This window comes from Serratia sp. FGI94 (assembly GCF_000330865.1).
Taxonomy (GTDB): Bacteria; Pseudomonadota; Gammaproteobacteria; order Enterobacterales; family Enterobacteriaceae; genus Serratia_B; species Serratia_B rubidaea.
The window spans coordinates 1,978,418-1,996,102 of sequence record NC_020064.1; the positions used below are offsets into that span (position 1 = coordinate 1,978,418).

The 17,685-nt window shown below is 55.5% G+C and carries 16 protein-coding genes, 1 pseudogene and 1 CRISPR repeat array; of the genes and pseudogenes, 7 read left to right on the top strand and 10 right to left on the bottom strand.

The window, feature by feature from the left end:
• Positions 1-278: 278 nt before the first annotated feature.
• On the top strand, positions 279-1,001 hold the full coding sequence (locus D781_RS09015) for a phosphatase PAP2 family protein (protein ID WP_015672006.1): 723 nt from the start codon (positions 279-281) through the stop codon (positions 999-1,001).
• 263 nt (positions 1,002-1,264) lie between these two features.
• Positions 1,265-2,356, top strand: a complete 1,092-nt coding sequence (locus tag D781_RS09020; protein WP_015672007.1) for a calcium-binding protein — start codon at positions 1,265-1,267, stop codon at positions 2,354-2,356.
• A gap of 106 nt (positions 2,357-2,462) precedes the next feature.
• On the opposite strand, the gene D781_RS09025 is transcribed toward D781_RS09020, so the two are convergent.
• On the bottom strand, positions 2,463-2,753 hold the full coding sequence (locus D781_RS09025) for a Bor family protein (protein WP_015672008.1): 291 nt from the start codon (positions 2,751-2,753) through the stop codon (positions 2,463-2,465).
• Between the two features lie 279 nt (positions 2,754-3,032).
• A CRISPR array of direct repeats spans positions 3,033-3,422; the repeat unit is 28 nt; unit sequence GTTCACTGCCGTACAGGCAGCTTAGAAA.
• A gap of 245 nt (positions 3,423-3,667) precedes the next feature.
• On the opposite strand from D781_RS09025, the gene D781_RS09030 reads away from it, so the two are divergent.
• Positions 3,668-4,672: a hypothetical protein gene (locus D781_RS09030; protein WP_124014443.1), complete on the top strand. Its 1,005-nt coding sequence runs from the start codon at positions 3,668-3,670 to the stop codon at positions 4,670-4,672.
• A 318-nt stretch (positions 4,673-4,990) separates the two neighbouring features.
• Here D781_RS09030 and D781_RS09035 read toward each other — a convergent pair whose 3' ends face one another.
• From D781_RS09035 to D781_RS22240, 4 genes are all read right to left on the bottom strand, one after another.
• Positions 4,991-6,256 carry a cysteine desulfurase-like protein gene (locus D781_RS09035; protein ID WP_015672011.1) on the bottom strand — a complete coding sequence of 422 codons (1,266 nt, stop codon included), beginning with the start codon at positions 6,254-6,256 and terminating at the stop codon, positions 4,991-4,993.
• A complete protein-coding gene (locus tag D781_RS09040) occupies positions 6,253-6,867 on the bottom strand; it encodes a 2OG-Fe dioxygenase family protein (protein ID WP_233494124.1) in 615 nt (204 codons plus the stop codon). Before D781_RS09040 ends, D781_RS09035 begins: the two co-directional genes overlap by 4 nt.
• 463 nt (positions 6,868-7,330) lie before the next feature.
• Positions 7,331-7,579, bottom strand: coding sequence for a CsbD family protein (locus D781_RS09045; RefSeq protein ID WP_015672014.1), 249 nt, complete (start codon positions 7,577-7,579; stop codon positions 7,331-7,333).
• Between the two features lie 402 nt (positions 7,580-7,981).
• Complete coding sequence (locus D781_RS22240) at positions 7,982-8,581, bottom strand: winged helix-turn-helix domain-containing protein (protein ID WP_015672015.1); 600 nt, start codon at positions 8,579-8,581, stop codon at positions 7,982-7,984.
• A gap of 341 nt (positions 8,582-8,922) precedes the next feature.
• On the opposite strand from D781_RS22240, the gene D781_RS09055 reads away from it, so the two are divergent.
• On the top strand, positions 8,923-9,348 hold the full coding sequence (locus tag D781_RS09055; protein WP_015672016.1) for a universal stress protein: 426 nt from the start codon (positions 8,923-8,925) through the stop codon (positions 9,346-9,348).
• A 61-nt stretch (positions 9,349-9,409) separates the two neighbouring features.
• Here D781_RS09055 and D781_RS23845 read toward each other — a convergent pair whose 3' ends face one another.
• On the bottom strand, positions 9,410-9,565 hold the full coding sequence (locus tag D781_RS23845; protein WP_158497479.1) for a hypothetical protein: 156 nt from the start codon (positions 9,563-9,565) through the stop codon (positions 9,410-9,412).
• A 68-nt stretch (positions 9,566-9,633) separates the two neighbouring features.
• On the opposite strand from D781_RS23845, the gene D781_RS09060 reads away from it, so the two are divergent.
• Positions 9,634-10,389, top strand: a complete 756-nt coding sequence (locus D781_RS09060) for an SDR family oxidoreductase (RefSeq protein WP_015672017.1) — start codon at positions 9,634-9,636, stop codon at positions 10,387-10,389.
• A gap of 37 nt (positions 10,390-10,426) precedes the next feature.
• Here the strand turns inward: D781_RS09060 and D781_RS09065 are convergent, their stop codons facing one another.
• From D781_RS09065 to puuD, 4 genes are read right to left on the bottom strand one after another with little or no spacing between them, the layout of a single operon-like run.
• A complete protein-coding gene (locus D781_RS09065; RefSeq protein ID WP_015672018.1) occupies positions 10,427-11,707 on the bottom strand; it encodes an FAD-binding oxidoreductase in 1,281 nt (426 codons plus the stop codon).
• 11 nt (positions 11,708-11,718) lie between these two features.
• A complete protein-coding gene (gene puuC, locus D781_RS09070) occupies positions 11,719-13,209 on the bottom strand; it encodes an aldehyde dehydrogenase PuuC (protein ID WP_015672019.1) in 1,491 nt (496 codons plus the stop codon).
• Positions 13,210-13,224: 15 nt separating this feature from the next.
• Positions 13,225-13,782 (bottom strand): HTH-type transcriptional regulator PuuR, encoded by a 558-nt coding sequence (gene puuR / locus D781_RS09075; RefSeq protein ID WP_015672020.1) that lies wholly within the window; start codon positions 13,780-13,782, stop codon positions 13,225-13,227.
• A complete protein-coding gene (puuD, locus tag D781_RS09080) occupies positions 13,779-14,540 on the bottom strand; it encodes a gamma-glutamyl-gamma-aminobutyrate hydrolase (RefSeq protein WP_015672021.1) in 762 nt (253 codons plus the stop codon). The genes puuR and puuD overlap by 4 nt, the downstream gene beginning before the upstream one ends.
• A gap of 218 nt (positions 14,541-14,758) precedes the next feature.
• Between puuD and D781_RS09085 the strand changes: the two are divergent.
• Positions 14,759-16,178: pseudogene (locus tag D781_RS09085) on the top strand (glutamine synthetase family protein).
• A gap of 122 nt (positions 16,179-16,300) precedes the next feature.
• Entirely contained in the window at positions 16,301-17,671 is a 1,371-nt protein-coding gene (locus D781_RS09090) for an APC family permease (protein ID WP_015672023.1), read from the top strand.
• Positions 17,672-17,685: the final 14 nt, after the last annotated feature.

The following is a 17,685-nucleotide window of genomic DNA, read 5'->3' on the forward strand; positions in this document are numbered from 1 at the left end:
CGGGGACGTCCCTTTTATATATTAATAAGTACATAAATGCCATAACGAATCTTGTTAAACTCACTTCTTTTTACTTGCTGGAAAATAGGAAGGTTTTTGCTCGTCTGGCTCTAGGATTTTTCATACTATCCGCCGTCACGCGGTAAAGCGTTATCTCAATATTTACCTGTTAGGTAACAATATTTTACTGTGGGCGTTGATAGCATATTTTGTTAAGCGCATGCGCCGGGGGGCCTCTACCGTTTGCTGCGGGACTTGTTAACAAGGGATAAAAAAGTATGCGATTACATTTTAAGAAACGCGTTGCCGTATGTTCAGTTGCCGCTCTGTTGTTCTCCGCCTCCGGCGCATTCGCTGCGCAGACGCCAGGATTTCTGACGCCGGAAACCGCGCCCGACAGCCTGCAGATCTTACCGCCGCCGCCGGCGGAAAACACCACGGCGTTTTTAAACGATAAGGCCGCTTATGAGACGGGCAAAACGTTAAAAGATGCGCAGCGTCAGGCGCTGGCGGCCAGCGATGCGGACTATAAAAATATCTCCGCCGCGTTTTCCGCCGCCTTTGGCGAAGAGATTTCGCCAGAAAAAACCCCGGCCCTCTATGCGCTGCTGCAGGGCGTACTGCAGGACAGCCACGACTATGCGATGAGGGCGGCCAAAGATCACTATATGCGCATGCGGCCTTTTGTGGTGTACAAGGACAGCACCTGTACGCCGGAAAAGGATAAGTCTATGGCAAAAACGGGCTCCTATCCTTCCGGACACGCCTCGTTTGGCTGGGCGACGGCGCTGGTGCTGACGGAGATTAACCCGGCGCGTGAAACCGAGATCCTGAAACGGGGTTATGACTTTGGTCAGAGCCGCGTGGTGTGCGGCGCCCACTGGCAAAGCGATGTGGATAACGGGCGTTTGATGGGGGCTGCGGTGGTAGCCGCGCTGCACGGCAATCAAGGCTTTAACGATGCGTTGGCCAAAGCCAAGGCGGAGTTTGCCAAGCGGTAAACAGGTAGAAAACCTCCTCTGATTTCAGGGGGAGGTTAAATTAAATACCAACCACACGATTCCCTGCCACGGCAGCGCTCCACAGCCAGATAAATCCTTCCGTCGTTTATTTATTCGCCACCTTTGGCTATACCCTATTTATCACGGTCCATCGAGATGGCTATGGGCCTGCATACCATAAACGATGTTGTGACAGAAGATGGTGCAGGATAAACCGGCGATGAACGATGCCGCCGGATGATAAATATCAAGAGGATAGGGTTATGAATAACAACAGGCTGACCGCCGCATATCTGCCCGAAAAGGCGGCCGTGCAGGAGGATTGGGATGTGTTGTTACCTTTGGTGCCGAACATTATCACCGGCACGGCAGGGGACGATTTGTTGAATGGCACTATCGGCAAGGATCTGGTCTTTGGCTATACGGGTAATGATACCATCAAGCTGAATACCGAGGGCAATAATGCCGACATTGTGTTTGCCGGCAGCGGTGAGGATACGATTTACACCGGCAGCGGCGCGGTGATTTTTGCCGGTAATGATAACGATGCGGCTTATATTACCAACAACAGTTTTGTCGATCTGGGGGCCGGTGACGACGTTCTGCAAAGTGAACGTTTTACCGATGGCCATAATATTATTCTGGGCGGTGATGGTAATGACACCATCAGCACGCTCCATCCGGTTGACCTCAACAATCCGCCGGATGGCGTCAGCGTCGTGCCGGTCAACGATGTTATTTATGGCGGTGATGGCGACGATCGCATCGATGTCATGGGGCAGAACTTCCGGGTGAAGGGGGACGCCGGCAACGATGATATTATGGTTCGCCTGATGCTGTTGGCGCCGAGTGATAACGGCAAAATTGACGGCGGCGACGGTGACGATTTTATCTTTATTGCCAATAATGACGCGTATCAGGTGGTTGGTCAGGAAGGAACGCATTTTGAGATTGACGGCGGCGCCGGGAACGACATGATTATTTCCTCGTCAATGGGCGGTGATACGCTGACCGGCGGTGCAGGTAACGACACCTTCTTTTATGAATGGGAGCGGGTAAGCTCAGCTGACGACCCCGATGTGATTACCGATTTCACCTTCAATGACCAGGAACAGGACAAAATAGATTTATCAAAGATGGACGATCTCTGCGCCTATGACTATGACGGCAAGTTCTCAAATCTGACGTTTATTGGCTATAACGAATTTAGCCGTCATGGTTCAGAAGTACGGTTGGTTCATACCGAAGAGGGGACTAACGTTGAGGTTATTCCAGGCACCTCTTTCTACGATCCGGTGATTATCCAGTTAGCCGGTGTGACACAGGAGCTGACGCAAGAGGCGTTTATTCTTTGATGCTCCTACGCCGCTTCGCGGTTTGAGGCAGTCGTCGGCAGCGGATAACGTTTAGATGAGAAACAGCCCGCGATAAGCGGGCCGTTGGTTTATGTGCCGCAGTGATTTATTGGGCGCAATAAATACGGGCTTCGCGCGGGGTGTAGATGCCGAAGGTCACTACGCCCAGCAGGATATTCGGGAAGGTTTGCTGCACTTCGGTGCGTACCACTTTATCTGCGCCACCGCAGACCGCTGCGGCATCAATGGTTTTCTTTTGGCCAATACCGGCGACAAAGAAGTGATGCGTGGTGGTCTGCTTAGGTGCGGCAACCGTTTGGTTTTTCATGGTGAACGTCTGCTGCGCACAGCCGGTAACCGTCATGGCAAGCACTACGGTGGCGAGTAATTTTTTCATTATTTTCAATTCCCTTTTAATTAATCAATGTAAAGAGTGCGGATAATGACACGCTTACAGAAATTTACAAGTGGAGGTAACAATAAATAGTGTGCTAAGCGAGGAGGGCTCCGCGCCAGAGCGCGGCAATGTAGGGCTGCGCCAATAACCCTTTTTTTAGCACTATGCGTAACCTATTGATATTTAATGGGCGTCTGAGCGGGCGTAAAAAAAGGGTGTCAGCGGCTGAAAAGGGGAAAAAGCTTTAATTATTAAGCCGCTGGCCTTAAACTCTAACAGGTTCACTGCCGTACAGGCAGCTTAGAAAGCAGTATCCGCTTAATGATATTGCCCAGGCGCGGTTCACTGCCGTACAGGCAGCTTAGAAAGAAAACCCACCAGCCATGCTTCGCGATGGTTAGTTCACTGCCGTACAGGCAGCTTAGAAATCGTCGATATCCAGTTCGCGGCGCTCGGTAGCGTTCACTGCCGTACAGGCAGCTTAGAAACGGCGACATACCCGCTACTGGCGCAGGCGTACGTTCACTGCCGTACAGGCAGCTTAGAAATTGCTGGATGACGCCAATCACCCCGGGGAAAAGGTTCACTGCCGTACAGGCAGCTTAGAAAAATGTTTGGGAGTCGATAAAAAAAGGCTGGGCGTTCACTGCCGTACATGCCATTGATATAAGACCTGATAATTTTGCACAGTACAGTAGGTGTGAATTAACTGATAAATGCGAAGAGATAAATGTGCTACTCTCGATGAATAATCGGTATTTTTATCTATCACTGGCTGGTTTTTTAGCTTTAAAATTAACTAGCCGATCCATTACGAAGTGCTACACTTTGAATTTTTGGTTAATGTGCGATGGATCATAGGTATGAAGTATAGGAAAAAAAGGACTACGAGTATACGTGAAAGTTTGGACTTTATGGTTGATATGGTAAAAAAATATTTCCCTGTATTGGTGGTATTTTCTACATTGTACGGCTCTTTATTGTTGTTTAATTATTGTGTGGATTACAGCGTTCCGTTCATAAATGTCTACACTGCAAATTATATGCTGGTTTTTGGTATATTGTCCCTTGTAATTATCATGTCCGTTTTAGTTTTACCTATCATATTGACTTTCAGTGGGGAGTTTCTTGCGGAGAAAGAACATGATCGTTTGGTCAGTGGTTTGACACAGTGTATTTTCCGAGATAAAGAATTGCTGGTCTATTTCTTTATTAAAATATTTCAGTTCTCATCATTCGGATTATGTTTGTACTTTGACTCTTTGCCAGTTTATTTTTATTCTTCGATTGTCTTTGTCTTAAGCGTAGTTGCGGCCATTATTACATTTAAAGATTTTAAAGAGGAGAGGACCAGGTCTGTTGTTTCATTTTTGTTCTATTATACGATAGATACTCTGATATGTTTTTCTATTCTAATTACTATTTACCTTCTTTTTCCTGCAGAAATAAAAAGCATTAATAATGTATTGAAAGCATTTATAGTGATGGCGGTTTTTATCACGTTATCTATGCCTTCTGGGCCATTCAAAGGGAAGGGTACTGTTAAAACAAAAAACATCATGAAAAAGAATAGACATGCTGTTAGAAGTATGGCTATTGTTCTTATCGTAGCAGAAGGTATATTTGCTAGCCCTTTTTTGCTGTCAGATTTTATTGCGCCGAGAGTGTCCTCAGTCATAGGGTTCGGTAATTTAAATGAGTGTTTTTATGCCAAAGATCTGACGAGGTATGACATACCGCAGGATATGGTGTATCAAACCATTCGAATCGATATCGTGAAATTATCTATTGTGGCAAGAATTGGTGGTGAATACTATATCACAACTCGATTGGGCGAGAAGGCGGGCTTTAAGTTTGAAGCAGACAAACTAACAGAGGTTTCGTGTCCTATGGGGCCTGTAAAAAAATCATTGATATGAAGAATTGCATAGGGAGTGGAAATGTTAAATAGACTATCCGCTATTCTAAGTTTACCGTTAACCCTACTGTGTGTGTCGTTCTCATCACTGAAGATTATGGGAGCAAACAACTCACTGATGGATGTTTTCCTGTCGGGGATTGTTCTGCTGGGCTTTCTTAATTTATTTCGGCTGATGGGGTGGTGTATCGTTTGGTTTAACGAAAACGATAAACGGTCAGATTAAATAAAGCGCGCCTTTGACCATTCCGGCAAGCCGCATAAACAACGGGAACCTCAAGGTTCCCGTTGCCGATGAGCCATCGTTGCTGCAGAAGCGTCAGCGCCCGCCCACGACGGCCGGGCTGCCCGCCGCGGCCAGCACATCCTCCAATACTTCAAACAGGCGGTCGATCTCCTGGCGGGTGTTGTAGTGCATCATGCCGATGCGCAGCACGCCGCCGTGCTCCTGCAGGTTGAGCTGCCGTATCAGACCCTGCGCGTAAAAATGCCCGCTGCCGGCGCAGATATTGCGCTGACCTAACAGCATGGCAATCTGCTCCGGCGAGAAGTCGGTAAAGGTTAAGGCAAAGGTCGGCGTGCGGCGCGTGCTGTCCGCGTCGGGATGGCCGTAAAGCCGGACGCCGTCCAGCTGCCGCAGACGCTGCAGAAAATAGCGGCACAGATCTTCTTCATGTCGGCGGTAGGCGGCGAAACTCTCCTCCAAACGCTGCCTGAGCGGCGCGTCCGGCGTGCCCCACTGCGCCAGATAGTCAATGGCGGCAGTGACGCCGGCCAGTCCCTCAAAGCTTTGCGTGCCGGTTTCAAAGCGCCCCGGGCCGCTATCGGTCGCCGGCTCTACCTTATACGGACGCAGACGCTGTAACCACTGCGGGGCGATATAGGCCATGCCGATATGCGGGCCGAAAAACTTATAGGCGGAGCAGACCAGAAAGTCGCAGCCCAGCGTCTGGACGTCGATCAGGTTATGCGGCGCATAGTGCACGGCGTCGACGTAGACCTGCGCGCCGACCCGCCGCGCGGCGGCGGTAATGGCTCGGATATCCACTACGCTGCCGGTCACGTTGGAGGCGTGCGTCACCGCCACCAGCCGGGTTTTGTCGGTAATCTGCGCGCACAGCCGTTCGGTGTCCAGCGAGCAGTCCTCCGGGCGCAGCGGAATATGGTGCACGATGGCCTGCTTATCCTCCGCCGCCTGCTGCCAGCTGGAGACATTGGCGTAGTGGTCCAGCGCGGTGACGATCATCTCATCGCCGGGCTGCCAGTCCCGGCTGATGATGCGGCTCAGGTGGAAGGTCAGCGACGTCATGTTCATGCCGAAGACGATATTATCGGGTGCAGGGGCGTTTAACAGCGCGCGTACCGATTCGCGCGCGTTATGCATCACCTGTTCCGTTACCTTGCTGGAAAAGTAGTGCCCACCCAGGTTGGCGTTATAGCGGCCGAGATAGCCGGTCATTTTTTCCAGCACGCCGCGGGAAACCTGGGAACCGCCGGGGCCGTCGAAAAATATCACCGGCTTATCCTGATAGTGCTGCACCAGCGCGCCGAATTGCGCGCGGGCGCGCTCGGGGGTAAACGTCATGCCTGTTCTCTCCGTGCGGTCAGGACAAACAGATCCAGGTGTCCTTCTTCTCCCGGCGCCACGGCGGTGATCGGCGTGGCGTTATGCCACAGCCTATTGTCTGCCAGCAATACGGTTTCGCCATCGGCCAGTATACGCCTGAAGAACGGCATGCTGTGATTGTCGTCATACAGCATGATTTCACCGCCGACAATATTGTGCCGGCTGATGGAGGTCATGGCGATATGGTCGAAGCCATCCTGATGGATACCTTCCGGCGCCACCTGGGTCTCATCGTAAATTGCTACCACGCGCATCTGGTGGATCTCTATCTTCGCGCCGTCGGGCAGGGCGTTGGCTTCGGCGAACAGGGCGCACAGCTCAGCCATGCCGTCGCTTTGCAATACGGCGCTGTCAATCGGCTCGAAGTGGCGCATCACGTTGCCCTGAAAGTGGTTGAACTCATCCGACTGTACGAAATCATGCTGCCCGATATCTTCGATCTGGTTATTACGGAAGGCCACGACGGAATAGCGACGCAGGCGGTATTTGCCATCCGCATGCTGGGTATGGGGTAAAGCGGAAAACGACGGCATTAATTGCTGCGTAGCTTGATGGCTAAGAGTAGTCATACTTACTACATTCTCGTGTCCAGGTAACATAATCACCTCAGATGTGAAGTAATACTGACGTTGTAGGGAGGTATTCCGTTTAAATTGTAGACGACCATTCTGGCAGATCAATTTTGTGCCGACGCGACGGAGCGGTGCCGTGCAGCGAAGGGCGTAGAAACTGTAAACGAGGATGGACGAGGCAGATATGGCACGGCGTTAAACGCCAGCCGCAGAGACGTTGAAGGTCGCAGCAGCGGTGGCGTTATGAGGCAATAGTGGGGGGAACGGCAGCGATGCAGGCGTGGTCAGGCGCGGAGTTTTCTGCGCCAGATTTTCCACAGAGAAATGCCGGCGACGGCGACAATCGCCACCAGGTTAAGCACGATGGCGACCGGTAAATATGTCAGATAGTCCAGTGATTCCATTGCTTATCTCCGAGAAAAAAAGGCCCGCAGGCCTTGTTAATCAGGCGTAATCGCCGTTACTTGCGCCCAAGCAGGTAACCAAAGACGATGCCGACGGCAGCGGCAACCGCCACGCCGGCCAGCGGATTTGATTCCACCCGGTGTTTGACAACCTCAGCGCCATCGCGGACCGCGTAACTGGCCTGTGAGGCATATTTACGGGCCGCACCTTTTATCTCATGCTCCGGTGAACCCGTGGCTTCACCAAACGCTTCTTGCGCAGCACCGGCAACTTCTTTTGCTTTATCTTCAGCTTTACCAAACATATTTCGCTCCTTGTGATTGTAGGCCCAACACTGAGAATAGCAGAGCGTGTAAAGATTGCTCGCCGGCGAATGACGGCAGGATGATGCGTGATATCGGAGAGCGGCGTAAACGGGCGTGGCGTCGTGGCGCAGGAGGGAGGGACCGGCAGCGGAAAAGAAAAAAGCCCTTCACATGAAGGGCAAAAATACAACAACACCAGGGAAAAGGTAATTAGATTACCTTCAAAAATTATAGGTCTTTTGAGACATGAGTTTCAATAATTTAATTGATGCATAAATTCATCTTAACGATGCATAAATGCTTCATGATAATGAATCTATATTGGTTAGCCAGAGAATGAAATCAGACAGGAGAAGGGGGAGCTGTCCGCAGACGGCCCGGCAGATACCGGGCCGGCGAAACTAGTGAAAAGAGAGTGTCGACAGCAGCGGCATCTCCGCCGGCGGCGTGGCGCACAGAGGGGAATGAATGTGTGACAGTGACGTTTGCGTGTCCTGGCGGTTGTTATAGAGATGAAAAACGTTAAAAAAGAGGGATAGCATCAGCAGCAGGCCAACCAATAGCGCGGAGTAAAAGAGCTTCTTTTTGATTTTTTTCCTGGCGCGTTCGCTGACGGCCGGCACGTTGTCCGGCGCCGGCAGCGTGGGCGGCTGTAGATTAATCTCTTCTATCTGAATGGTATGGGAGATCCTCAGCCCAACTTTGGGAATAGTTTCAATAATATTTTTATCAATGCCCATTTTTTTGATAATACGACGCAATGTACTTAGGCATTGATTGAGATTATTATTACTGGCCTGCAGCCCGTATTCATCCCAGACCTTTTCCAGAATGATATCCCGTTCAACGATATTCCCTCTGTTTTTGATCAACAGGGTAAACAGCCTGGTGGCAGCGCTGGAAATGGCGACGACGTTATCCGTCTGATTAGGGTGGTAAAGTCCCGTATCTTCAGGACTAAAGATAACGATCTCTTCAATGCGATAAATCACTCGACTCATCTCATGGGTTCTCCCTGAAAACTTATTGGAATTATGATAGGAATAATCTTATTGGATTTCTTTTTGCTGTTTCTTGATCGGGAGCAAAGACACAATGGCTAATTTAACGTGAGAAAATAAGTTATATAATTCACCTGGTGATTATAACTATCGGTGTTAATAGCTAAATTGTTATAAAATCAGCGATGGTTTTTTGCCGATATTACCCGTGTGCCGGGCGTGCGATAAACAGGAATGCCGGTCAGGGCTAGCCTACACTTAAGCTATCGGCATGGCATGCTGAAACACTGGGGCTGGAGGGCCGCTGCGGTTTGTCAGGGCAATGCGGAGGGCAGACAATCATGGCATATCAACATATTGTGGTAGCAACGGACCTGGGAGAAAACGCGGCGCAGTTGCTGAAAAAGGGCGCCGAGTTGGCCAGCACGCTACAGGCCAAACTCTCTCTGATCTATATCGATATCCACCACACCGGTTATTACGCCGAGCTGGGGATTGGCGCTTATAACTACACCGATCAAAAATTCTCCGAACGGGCGGCGAGCATCCTGGCGTCGTTCAAAAACCAGTCGCCGCATCCTATTACGGAGGTGGTGATTGGCCGCGGTGAATTAAGCGAGGAATTAAACAACGCGGCGCAGGAGAAGGGATTTGACCTGATTATTTTCGGCCATCATCACGATCTCTGGAGCCGTTTATTTTCCGCCACGCGTCAGGCGATCAACAACCTGCAGATCGACGTATTGGTTATCCCCATCGAGGACTGATTACCATCACCGCCGCGGGCAGCATACGCCGGCGGTGATGCCATTTATTCCCGCCAGGTAACTACATGCCGGCTTTTAATTTCCCCTTGGGATAATAACCGCTTGCCGACAGGCCGTGACCAAATAAGCCCTTTTGTTTATCGAGATCATAGAAAATCACGATTACCTCTTTTTGGTTATAAAAGCGCACATTTTGTCTTTCCTGAGGACGATGCACGGAATTACCCTGTGATTGATTATTAATTTTTATGATTAATACAAATTAATTCACACGGAGGAGGTTCTATGCGTTTTGATGACAAAGTAGTGATCATTACCGGGGCGGGAAACGGCATGGGGGAAGCGGCGGCGCGCCGTTTTGCTGCGGAAGGCGCAACGGTGGTGTTGGCGGACTGGGCCAAGGAGGCGGTGGATGCGGTGGCGGCCTCGCTGCCGGCCGGCAAGGCTCACGCGGTGCATATTGATGTCTCCGACGCCGACGCGGTAGAAACCATGATGAATGAGATCGCCGCGCGCTTCGGCCATATCGATGTGCTGTTGAATAACGCCGGGGTGCATGTTGCCGGCAGCGTGCTGGAGACCAGCGTCGCCGACTGGCGGCGCATCGCCGGGGTGGATATCGACGGCGTGGTGTTCTGCTCCAAATTCGCGCTGCCTTATCTGCTGAAAAGCAAAGGCTGCATCGTCAATACCGCGTCGGTCTCCGGCCTGGGCGGCGACTGGGGCGCGGCTTACTACTGCGCGGCGAAGGGGGCGGTGGTCAACCTGACGCGCGCCATGGCGCTGGACCACGGCGGCGACGGCGTGCGGGTGAATGCCGTGTGCCCGAGCCTGGTGAAAACCAATATGACCAACGGCTGGCCGCAGGCGATCCGCGATAAGTTTAATGAGCGTATCGCGCTGGGACGCGCGGCGGAGCCGGAAGAAGTGGCGGCGGTGATGGCGTTTCTCGCCAGCGAGGATGCCAGCTTTATCAACGGCGCCAACATCCCGGTTGACGGCGGGGCGACCGCCTCCGACGGCCAGCCGAAAATCGTCTGATTGGTTATCATGGCCCGGCTTGCCGGGCCTGTTTTTGTTAAACGCCGATCCGATCGCGCAGCGTGTAATAGGCCGCGCCGATAGCGGTAAACGGGATCTGTAGGTTGCGGCCGCCGAAAAACGGCAGATGCGGCAGCTTGGCAAAGGCGTCGAAACGTTCCGCATCGCCGCGCAGCAGCTCTGCGATCAGCTTGCCCGCCAGATGGGTGCAGGTCACGCCGTGGCCGCTGTAGCCCTGCATGTAATAGACGTTATTCTCCAGACGGCCGAACTGCGGCATACGCGACAGCGTTAGCAGGAAGTTGCCGGTCCAGCGGTAGTCGATGCGTACCCCTTTCAGCTGCGGGAAGGTTTTCAGCAGTTTGGGGCGGATCAGGTTGTCGATATCATCCGGATCGCGTGCGCCGTAGACCACGCCGCCGCCGTACAGCAGCCGGTGGTCGGCGGTGATGCGGTAATAATCCAGCAGGTAGTTACAGTCCTCCACGCAGTAATTGCGCGGGATCAGCGACTGGGCCACCTCCGGCGCCAGCGGTTCGGTGGCGACCACCTGAGTGCCGCAGGGCATGCTGCGTTTGGCCAGCCGCGGCTCCAGTTTGTCGCCGAGGTAGGCGTTGCCGGCGACGATCACATAGCGGGCGCTGACCTGGCCGTGGGCGGTGCTGACCCGCGCCGGGTCGCCGTGGCGAATATGGGTGACCGCCGACTGTTCAAAGATCCGTCCGCCCTGCAGGCGGATGGCTTCCGCTTCGCCGAGCGCCAGGTTCAGCGGGTGGATATGCCCGCCGCTGTGGTCGAGCAGGGCGCCGACGTAACGATCGCTGGCCACCTCCTGGCGGATGCGGTCGGCATCCAGCAGCTCCAGCTGGCTATTGCCGTAGCGCTCCCAGTGGCCTTTCTGTTCGATCAGCGTGTGATACTGCTTATTGTTCAGCGCGGCGAAAATGCCGCCGGGACGGTAATCGCACTCGATGGCATAGCGTTTGATGCGGCTGCGGATAATCTCCGCCCCTTCAAACATCATGCTGCCGAGCAGGCGGGCGCTGTCGGTGCCGTAGCGCTGTTCAATCACGTCGATATCGCGGCTGTAAGAGTTGACCAGCTGGCCGCCGTTGCGGCCGCTGGCGCCGAAGCCGATACGCGCGGATTCCAGCACTACCACGTCATAGCCGGCCTCCACCAGAAACAGCGCCGAAGAAAGGCCGGTATAGCCGCCGCCGACGATACAGACGTCGCACTCGATGGACTCATTCAGTTGCGGATAGGGCTGGTGCGGGTTGGCGCTGGCCGCATAGTAGCTTTTTACATGTTCAGTCATCGTGTTAATCCTTATTCCAGCGAAATCCAGGTGGTTTTCAGTTCGGTAAATTTATCCAGCGCGTGGAGCGATTTGTCGCGGCCGTTGCCGCTCTGCTTATAGCCGCCGAAGGGCACCGTCATATCGCCGTCGTTGTAGTTGTTGATAAACACCGAGCCGGCGCGCAACTGACGCGCCAGGCGGTGCGCGCGCGACAGGTCGCGGGTCCACAGCGCGGCACCGAGGCCGTAATCGCTGTCGTTGGCCAGCGCGACGGCCTGCTGCTCGCCGTTGAACGGGGTGACGGCCAGCACCGGGCCGAAGATCTCCTCACGCGCCACCTGCATGGCGTTATCCACCTGGGTCAGCACGGTCGGGCCAAGGTAGGCGTCGTGCGGGCCGTTGCCGCGCCCGTCAAGAAACAGCGTTGCCCCCTGTTCAAGCCCGTTGTCGATAAAGCCGACAACCTTAGCGCTGTGCCCGCGGTCAATCAGCGTGCCCATCTGCGTGTCGGGATCCAGCGGGTTACCGGGCGCAAAGGCGGCGGCGTGTTTGCGCAGCGCCTGCAGGAAGGTCTGCTGGATGCTCTCTTCCACCAGCAGGCGCGTGCCGGCGATGCAGACCTGCCCCTGGTTGTAGAAAATGCCGGCCGCGGCGGCTTGCGCCGCTTTATCAATATCCGGGCAGTCGGCGAAAATGATATTGGCACTTTTGCCGCCGGCTTCCAGCCAGACACGCTTCATATTGGATTCGCCGGCGTACACCATCAGCTGTTTGGCCACCAGCGTCGAGCCGGTAAAGGTCAGGGCATCCACATCGTGATGCAGCGCCAGCGCCTTGCCGGCGTCATGGCCGAAGCCGCTGACGATATTGAGTACGCCGTCCGGCAGCCCGGCCTGCTGCGCCAGCCGGCCGAGGTAAATCGCGCTCAGCGGCGATTTTTCCGACGGCTTCAGCACTACGCTGTTGCCCGTTGCCAGCGCCGGGCCGAGCTTCCAGCAGGCCAGCAGCAACGGGAAGTTCCACGGCGTGATGGCGCCGACGACGCCGACCGGCTCACGCTCGATCAGCGCCAGGGCATCGGCGCCCGTTGGGGCGATCTCGCCGTATACCTTATCAATGGCTTCGGCGTACCAGCGCAGGCAGCGGGCGGCGCCCGGAATATCATCCCGCAGGCTGTGGCGAATGGGTTTGCCGGTGTCCAGCGTCTCCAGCAGCGCCAGCGTTTCCGCATGCAGCTCTATCTGCTCCGCCAGCGCCAGCAGCACGGCTTTGCGCCGGGACGGGGCGGCGCGCGACCAGTCGCCACGCTCAAAGGCGGCGCGCGCGGCGCTGACCGCCAGCTCGATATCGGCGTCGCCGGCGCGGGCCACCTGCGTCAGCTCACGCTGCCCGGCAGGATCTTCCACCGCAAAGGTGCCTCCCTCAGCGGCCGGCTGATAGCGGCCATTAATAAACAGTCGGTTCTCAATAGTCAGGGCCTGCGCCCGTTGTTGCCAGTACTGCAAGTGGTGGAAATCCATACCTTGCTCCGTTAATCAGAATGTCGTCGGCGTATGCGCGCTGACGATGCGGCAAATGCGCGTCGAGGTGTTGCTGAAACTGTGGGGAATGCCGGTGTTGATGGCGTAGCTTTGGCCGGCGGTCAGGTAGTAGTTCTGGCCGTTGACCTGCAGCACCACGTCGCCTTCCAACAGTGTGCCGATCTCTTCCCCCTGGTGTTTAATGCGTTCGCCGGTGGTGGTGCCCGGCTCGTAGGTTTCTATCATCATCGCCAGCGTGCGGTTGGGGTCGCCGTTATGGATCAGTTTCATCGAGACGCCCTGGCTGCCGATTTCAATCAGGTTTTCCTGTTCGATCACAATCTGCGGTTCAGCCGGCTTTTCCGGTTCGGCAAAAAATGCCGACAGCGACAGGCCGTATACCGTCAGCAGCTTCTGCAGCGTGCTGATGGCCGGGCTGACCTTGTCCTGTTCGATGGTGCTGATCGCGCTGTGCGTCAGTCCGGACAGTTCCGCTACGCGGCGCTGCGACAGGCCGAGCTGCTGACGGATTTGCGACAGCCGTTTTCCCGGCGCCAGACTGATTTCGCTCATGGGCGTGGTTCCTTGTGATACTCCCGGCAGGCGTTGATAAAACCGGCAAACAGCAGGCGCGACAGCGCGTATTCGTCGCTGTTCCACTCCGGATGCCACTGCACCCCCAGCGCGAACGGCTGGTCGCGGATGCTGATCGCCTCGACCAACCCGTCGGCGGCGTGCGCTTCGATACGCACGCTGGGGCCGAGGGTTTTGGCACCCTGGCCGTGCAGCGAGTTGACCCAGAAGCGGTTACAGTCCGGGATCAGCTGCGACAGCATCCCGCCTTCGCGCACGATGACTTCATGGGCGGGGGCGTACTGTTGCTCCAGCGGCAGGTCGTGGTCTTCGCGGTGTTCCTGCAGTTCCGGCAGCTCATACAGCCGGCGATGCAGCGTGCCGCCGGTGGCCACCACCATTTCCTGCATGCCGCGGCAGATGGCGAAAAGGGGAATGCGCCTGTCGAGCGCCAGACGAATCAACGCCAGGCTCAAGGCGTCACGTCCGGGGTCGGCATCAGGCTCATCGCCGTTTTCACCATAAAGGTGCGGTTGCACATTGCTGGGGCTGCCCGGCAGCATAATGCCGTCGAGGCGCGGCAGCAGGTCCGCCAGAATCTCCGGCTCCGCCAGCGCGTGCGGCAGGGCGATCGGCAGACCGCCGGCGGCCAATACCGCATTCAGGTACTTTTCTTGCAAGGTCTGCGTGGGATGCTGCTTTATCCTGTGGCGACACATCACCACGCCGATGACTGGTCTGTTAAATATATTGCCCATTGTTTTCCCCTTGGCCTGTTCGAAATTATGAACGAGATGGCGTAAAAATGGCCTTTTTGTTCAATATTAACTAAATCTAGCAGTGGGGTGGACAATATTCAAACCATAATTAACACTTGAAAAACATTTTTGTTGCATCTATGTTTCATTGAGTGGAAATTATATTGAGCAGTACGGTCGTAATCATCGATAGCAATCTCAACAACGGCGGGTGACTCATGCAGACCAATATCGTAACAGTGGAAAACTTTGTGCAGCACAACGAAGAACGGCGAAGTACCACCTTCCAGCGGGAGGTGAATCACTATCTGGAACGTTATCCTTTGACCCAGCATATTGATGTCCTGCTGACCGACCTGAACGGCGGCTTCCGTGGTAAACGCATTCCGGTGGCGGGCCTGAACAAGTTGGAGAAGGGCTGCTATTTCCCGGCTTCGGTGTTCGCCATGGATATTCTGGGCAATGTGGTGGAAGAGAGCGGGCTGGGGCAGGAGCTGGGCGAGCCGGATCGGGTCTGCGTGCCGGTGCCGGGCACGCTGACGCCCTCCGCCAGCGACCCGGAGTATATCGCCCAGGTGCAGCTCACCATGCTGGATGAAGATGGCACTCCCTTTGACGTTGAACCACGCAATGTGCTGAACCGGATTTGGCAGCGCCTGCGGCAGCGCGGGTTGTCGCCCGTGGTAGCGGTAGAGTTGGAGTTCTATCTCATCGATCGCCAGCGCGATGCGGAAGGTTATCTGCAGCCGCCGTGTGCGCCGGGCACCCAGGAGCGCAACACCCAGAGCCAGGTGTATTCGGTGGATAACCTGAACCACTTTGCCGACGTGCTGAGTGAGATCGATGAGCTGGCGCGGCTGCAGGGCATTCCGGCGGACGGCGCGGTGGCGGAAGCCTCGCCCGGTCAGTTTGAGGTGAATCTGCATCATACCGGCGACGTCCTGCAGGCCTGCGACCATGCGCTGGCGCTTAAGCGTCTGATCCGCACGGTGGCGGAAAAGCATGAGATGCAGGCCACCTTTATGGCCAAGCCCTATGAAGAACACGCCGGCAGCGGCATGCATATCCATATCAGCATGCTGGATGCCGACGGCGAGAACGTGTTTGCCGATGAGCAGGGCGAAGATTCCGCGCTGCTGAAGCAGGCGCTGGCGGGGATGATCGCGCTGATGCCGTCCTCGATGGCGCTGCTGGCGCCGAACGTTAACGCCTATCGCCGTTTCCAGCCGGGCATGTACGTGCCGACTCAGGCGTCCTGGGGGCATAACAACCGCACCGTGGCGCTGCGCATTCCCTGCGGCGACCGCGACAGCCACCGGGTGGAATACCGCGTGGCCGGCGCGGACGCCAACCCGTATCTGGTGATGGCGGCGCTGCTGGCGGGGATTGTATACGGCCTGGAAAACCCGCTGCCGCTGCCTGAACCGGTTACCGGCAACGGCCTCGAGCAGGAAGGGCTGCCGTTCCCGATCCGCCAGAGCGACGGCCCTCAGCGCCTTTGCCCAACAGCCGCTGTGGAAAACGCTGCTGGGCGAGCGCTTCAGCCATGTGTATCTGGCCTGTAAAAACGATGAGCTGCTGCAGTTTGAGCGTCTGATCACCGAAACCGAGATTGAGTGGATGCTGAAAAACGCCTGATCCGCTCAATGTCACGCACCGCGCGCGTCTGGCGCATTTCGCCGGCTCTCCTGTGGCCGGCGAGGCCGCGCGCCCGGTACTATTCCTAATCAGGCGTACAGGACGCCGACGAGGAACGACCCATGACGGCAGAGGCCATCGACTGTAACGGCGCGGGCAAACCGCAACTGCGTAAATCGCTGAAGCTATGGCAAGTGGTAATGATGGGGCTGGCATATCTGACGCCGATGACGGTGTTTGATACCTTTGGCATTGTGTCCGGCGTTACCGACGGCCACGTGCCGGCGTCGTATCTGTTTGCGCTGGCCGGGGTGCTGTTTACCGCCATCAGCTACGGCAAGCTGGTGCGTCAGTTTCCCACCGCCGGTTCGGCCTACACCTACGCGCAAAAGGCGATCAACCCGCACGTCGGCTTTCTGGTCGGCTGGTCGTCGCTATTGGACTACCTGTTCCTGCCGATGATTAACACCCTGTTGGCGAAAATCTACCTGACCGCGCTGTTCCCGGAAGTCCCTCCGTGGGTATGGGTGGTCGGCTTTGTGGCGATCATGACCACCATCAACCTGAAGAGCGTCAATATCGTGGCGAACTTTAATACGCTGTTCGTCCTGGCGCAGGTGATGATCATCGTGGTGTTTATTGTGCTGGTGGTACACGGGCTGCATAAGGGGGAAGGGGTCGGCACCGTCTGGAGTCTGCAGCCCTTTATCAGCGAAAATGCGCACCTGCTGCCGATTATTACCGGCGCCACCATCCTCTGTTTTTCATTTCTGGGCTTTGATGCGGTCACCACCCTGAGCGAAGAGACGCCCGATGCCGCCCGGGTGATCCCGCGCGCCATTTTCCTCACCGCGCTGTACGGCGGCGTAATCTTTATCAGCGTATCGTTCTTTATCCAGCTGTTCTTCCCCACTATCGAGCGCTTCAAGGAGCCGGACGCGGCGCTGCCGGAAATTGCGCTGTACGTGGGCGGCAAGCTGTTCCAGTCGATTTTTCTCTGCACCACCTTTATCAACACCCTGGCCTCCGGACTGGCGTCGCACGCCAGCGTCTCGCGTCTGCTGTATGTGATGGGGCGCGACAACGTCTTCCCGGAAAAGCTGTTTGGCTATGTGCACCCGAAATGGCGCACCCCGGCGCTGAATGTGCTGATGGTCGGCGCGGTGGCGCTTTCTGCACTGTCGTTCGACCTGGTCACCGCCACCGCGCTGATCAACTTCGGCGCGCTGGTGGCTTTCACCTTTGTTAACCTGTCGGTGATCAGCCACTTCTTTATCCGCGAAGGGCGTAACAAAACCTGGAAGGACCGCTTCCAGTTTCTGTTCCTGCCGCTGGTGGGGGCGCTGACCGTCGGCGTGCTGTGGCTGAACCTGGAGAAAAGCTCGCTGACCATGGGGCTGTGCTGGGCCGGCATGGGCGTGGCGTATCTGGCCTATCTGACCCGACGCTTCCGCCAGCCGCCGCCGCAGTTTGAGCGTCAGCCGCTGCCGTAATTGTTTGCCGAGCG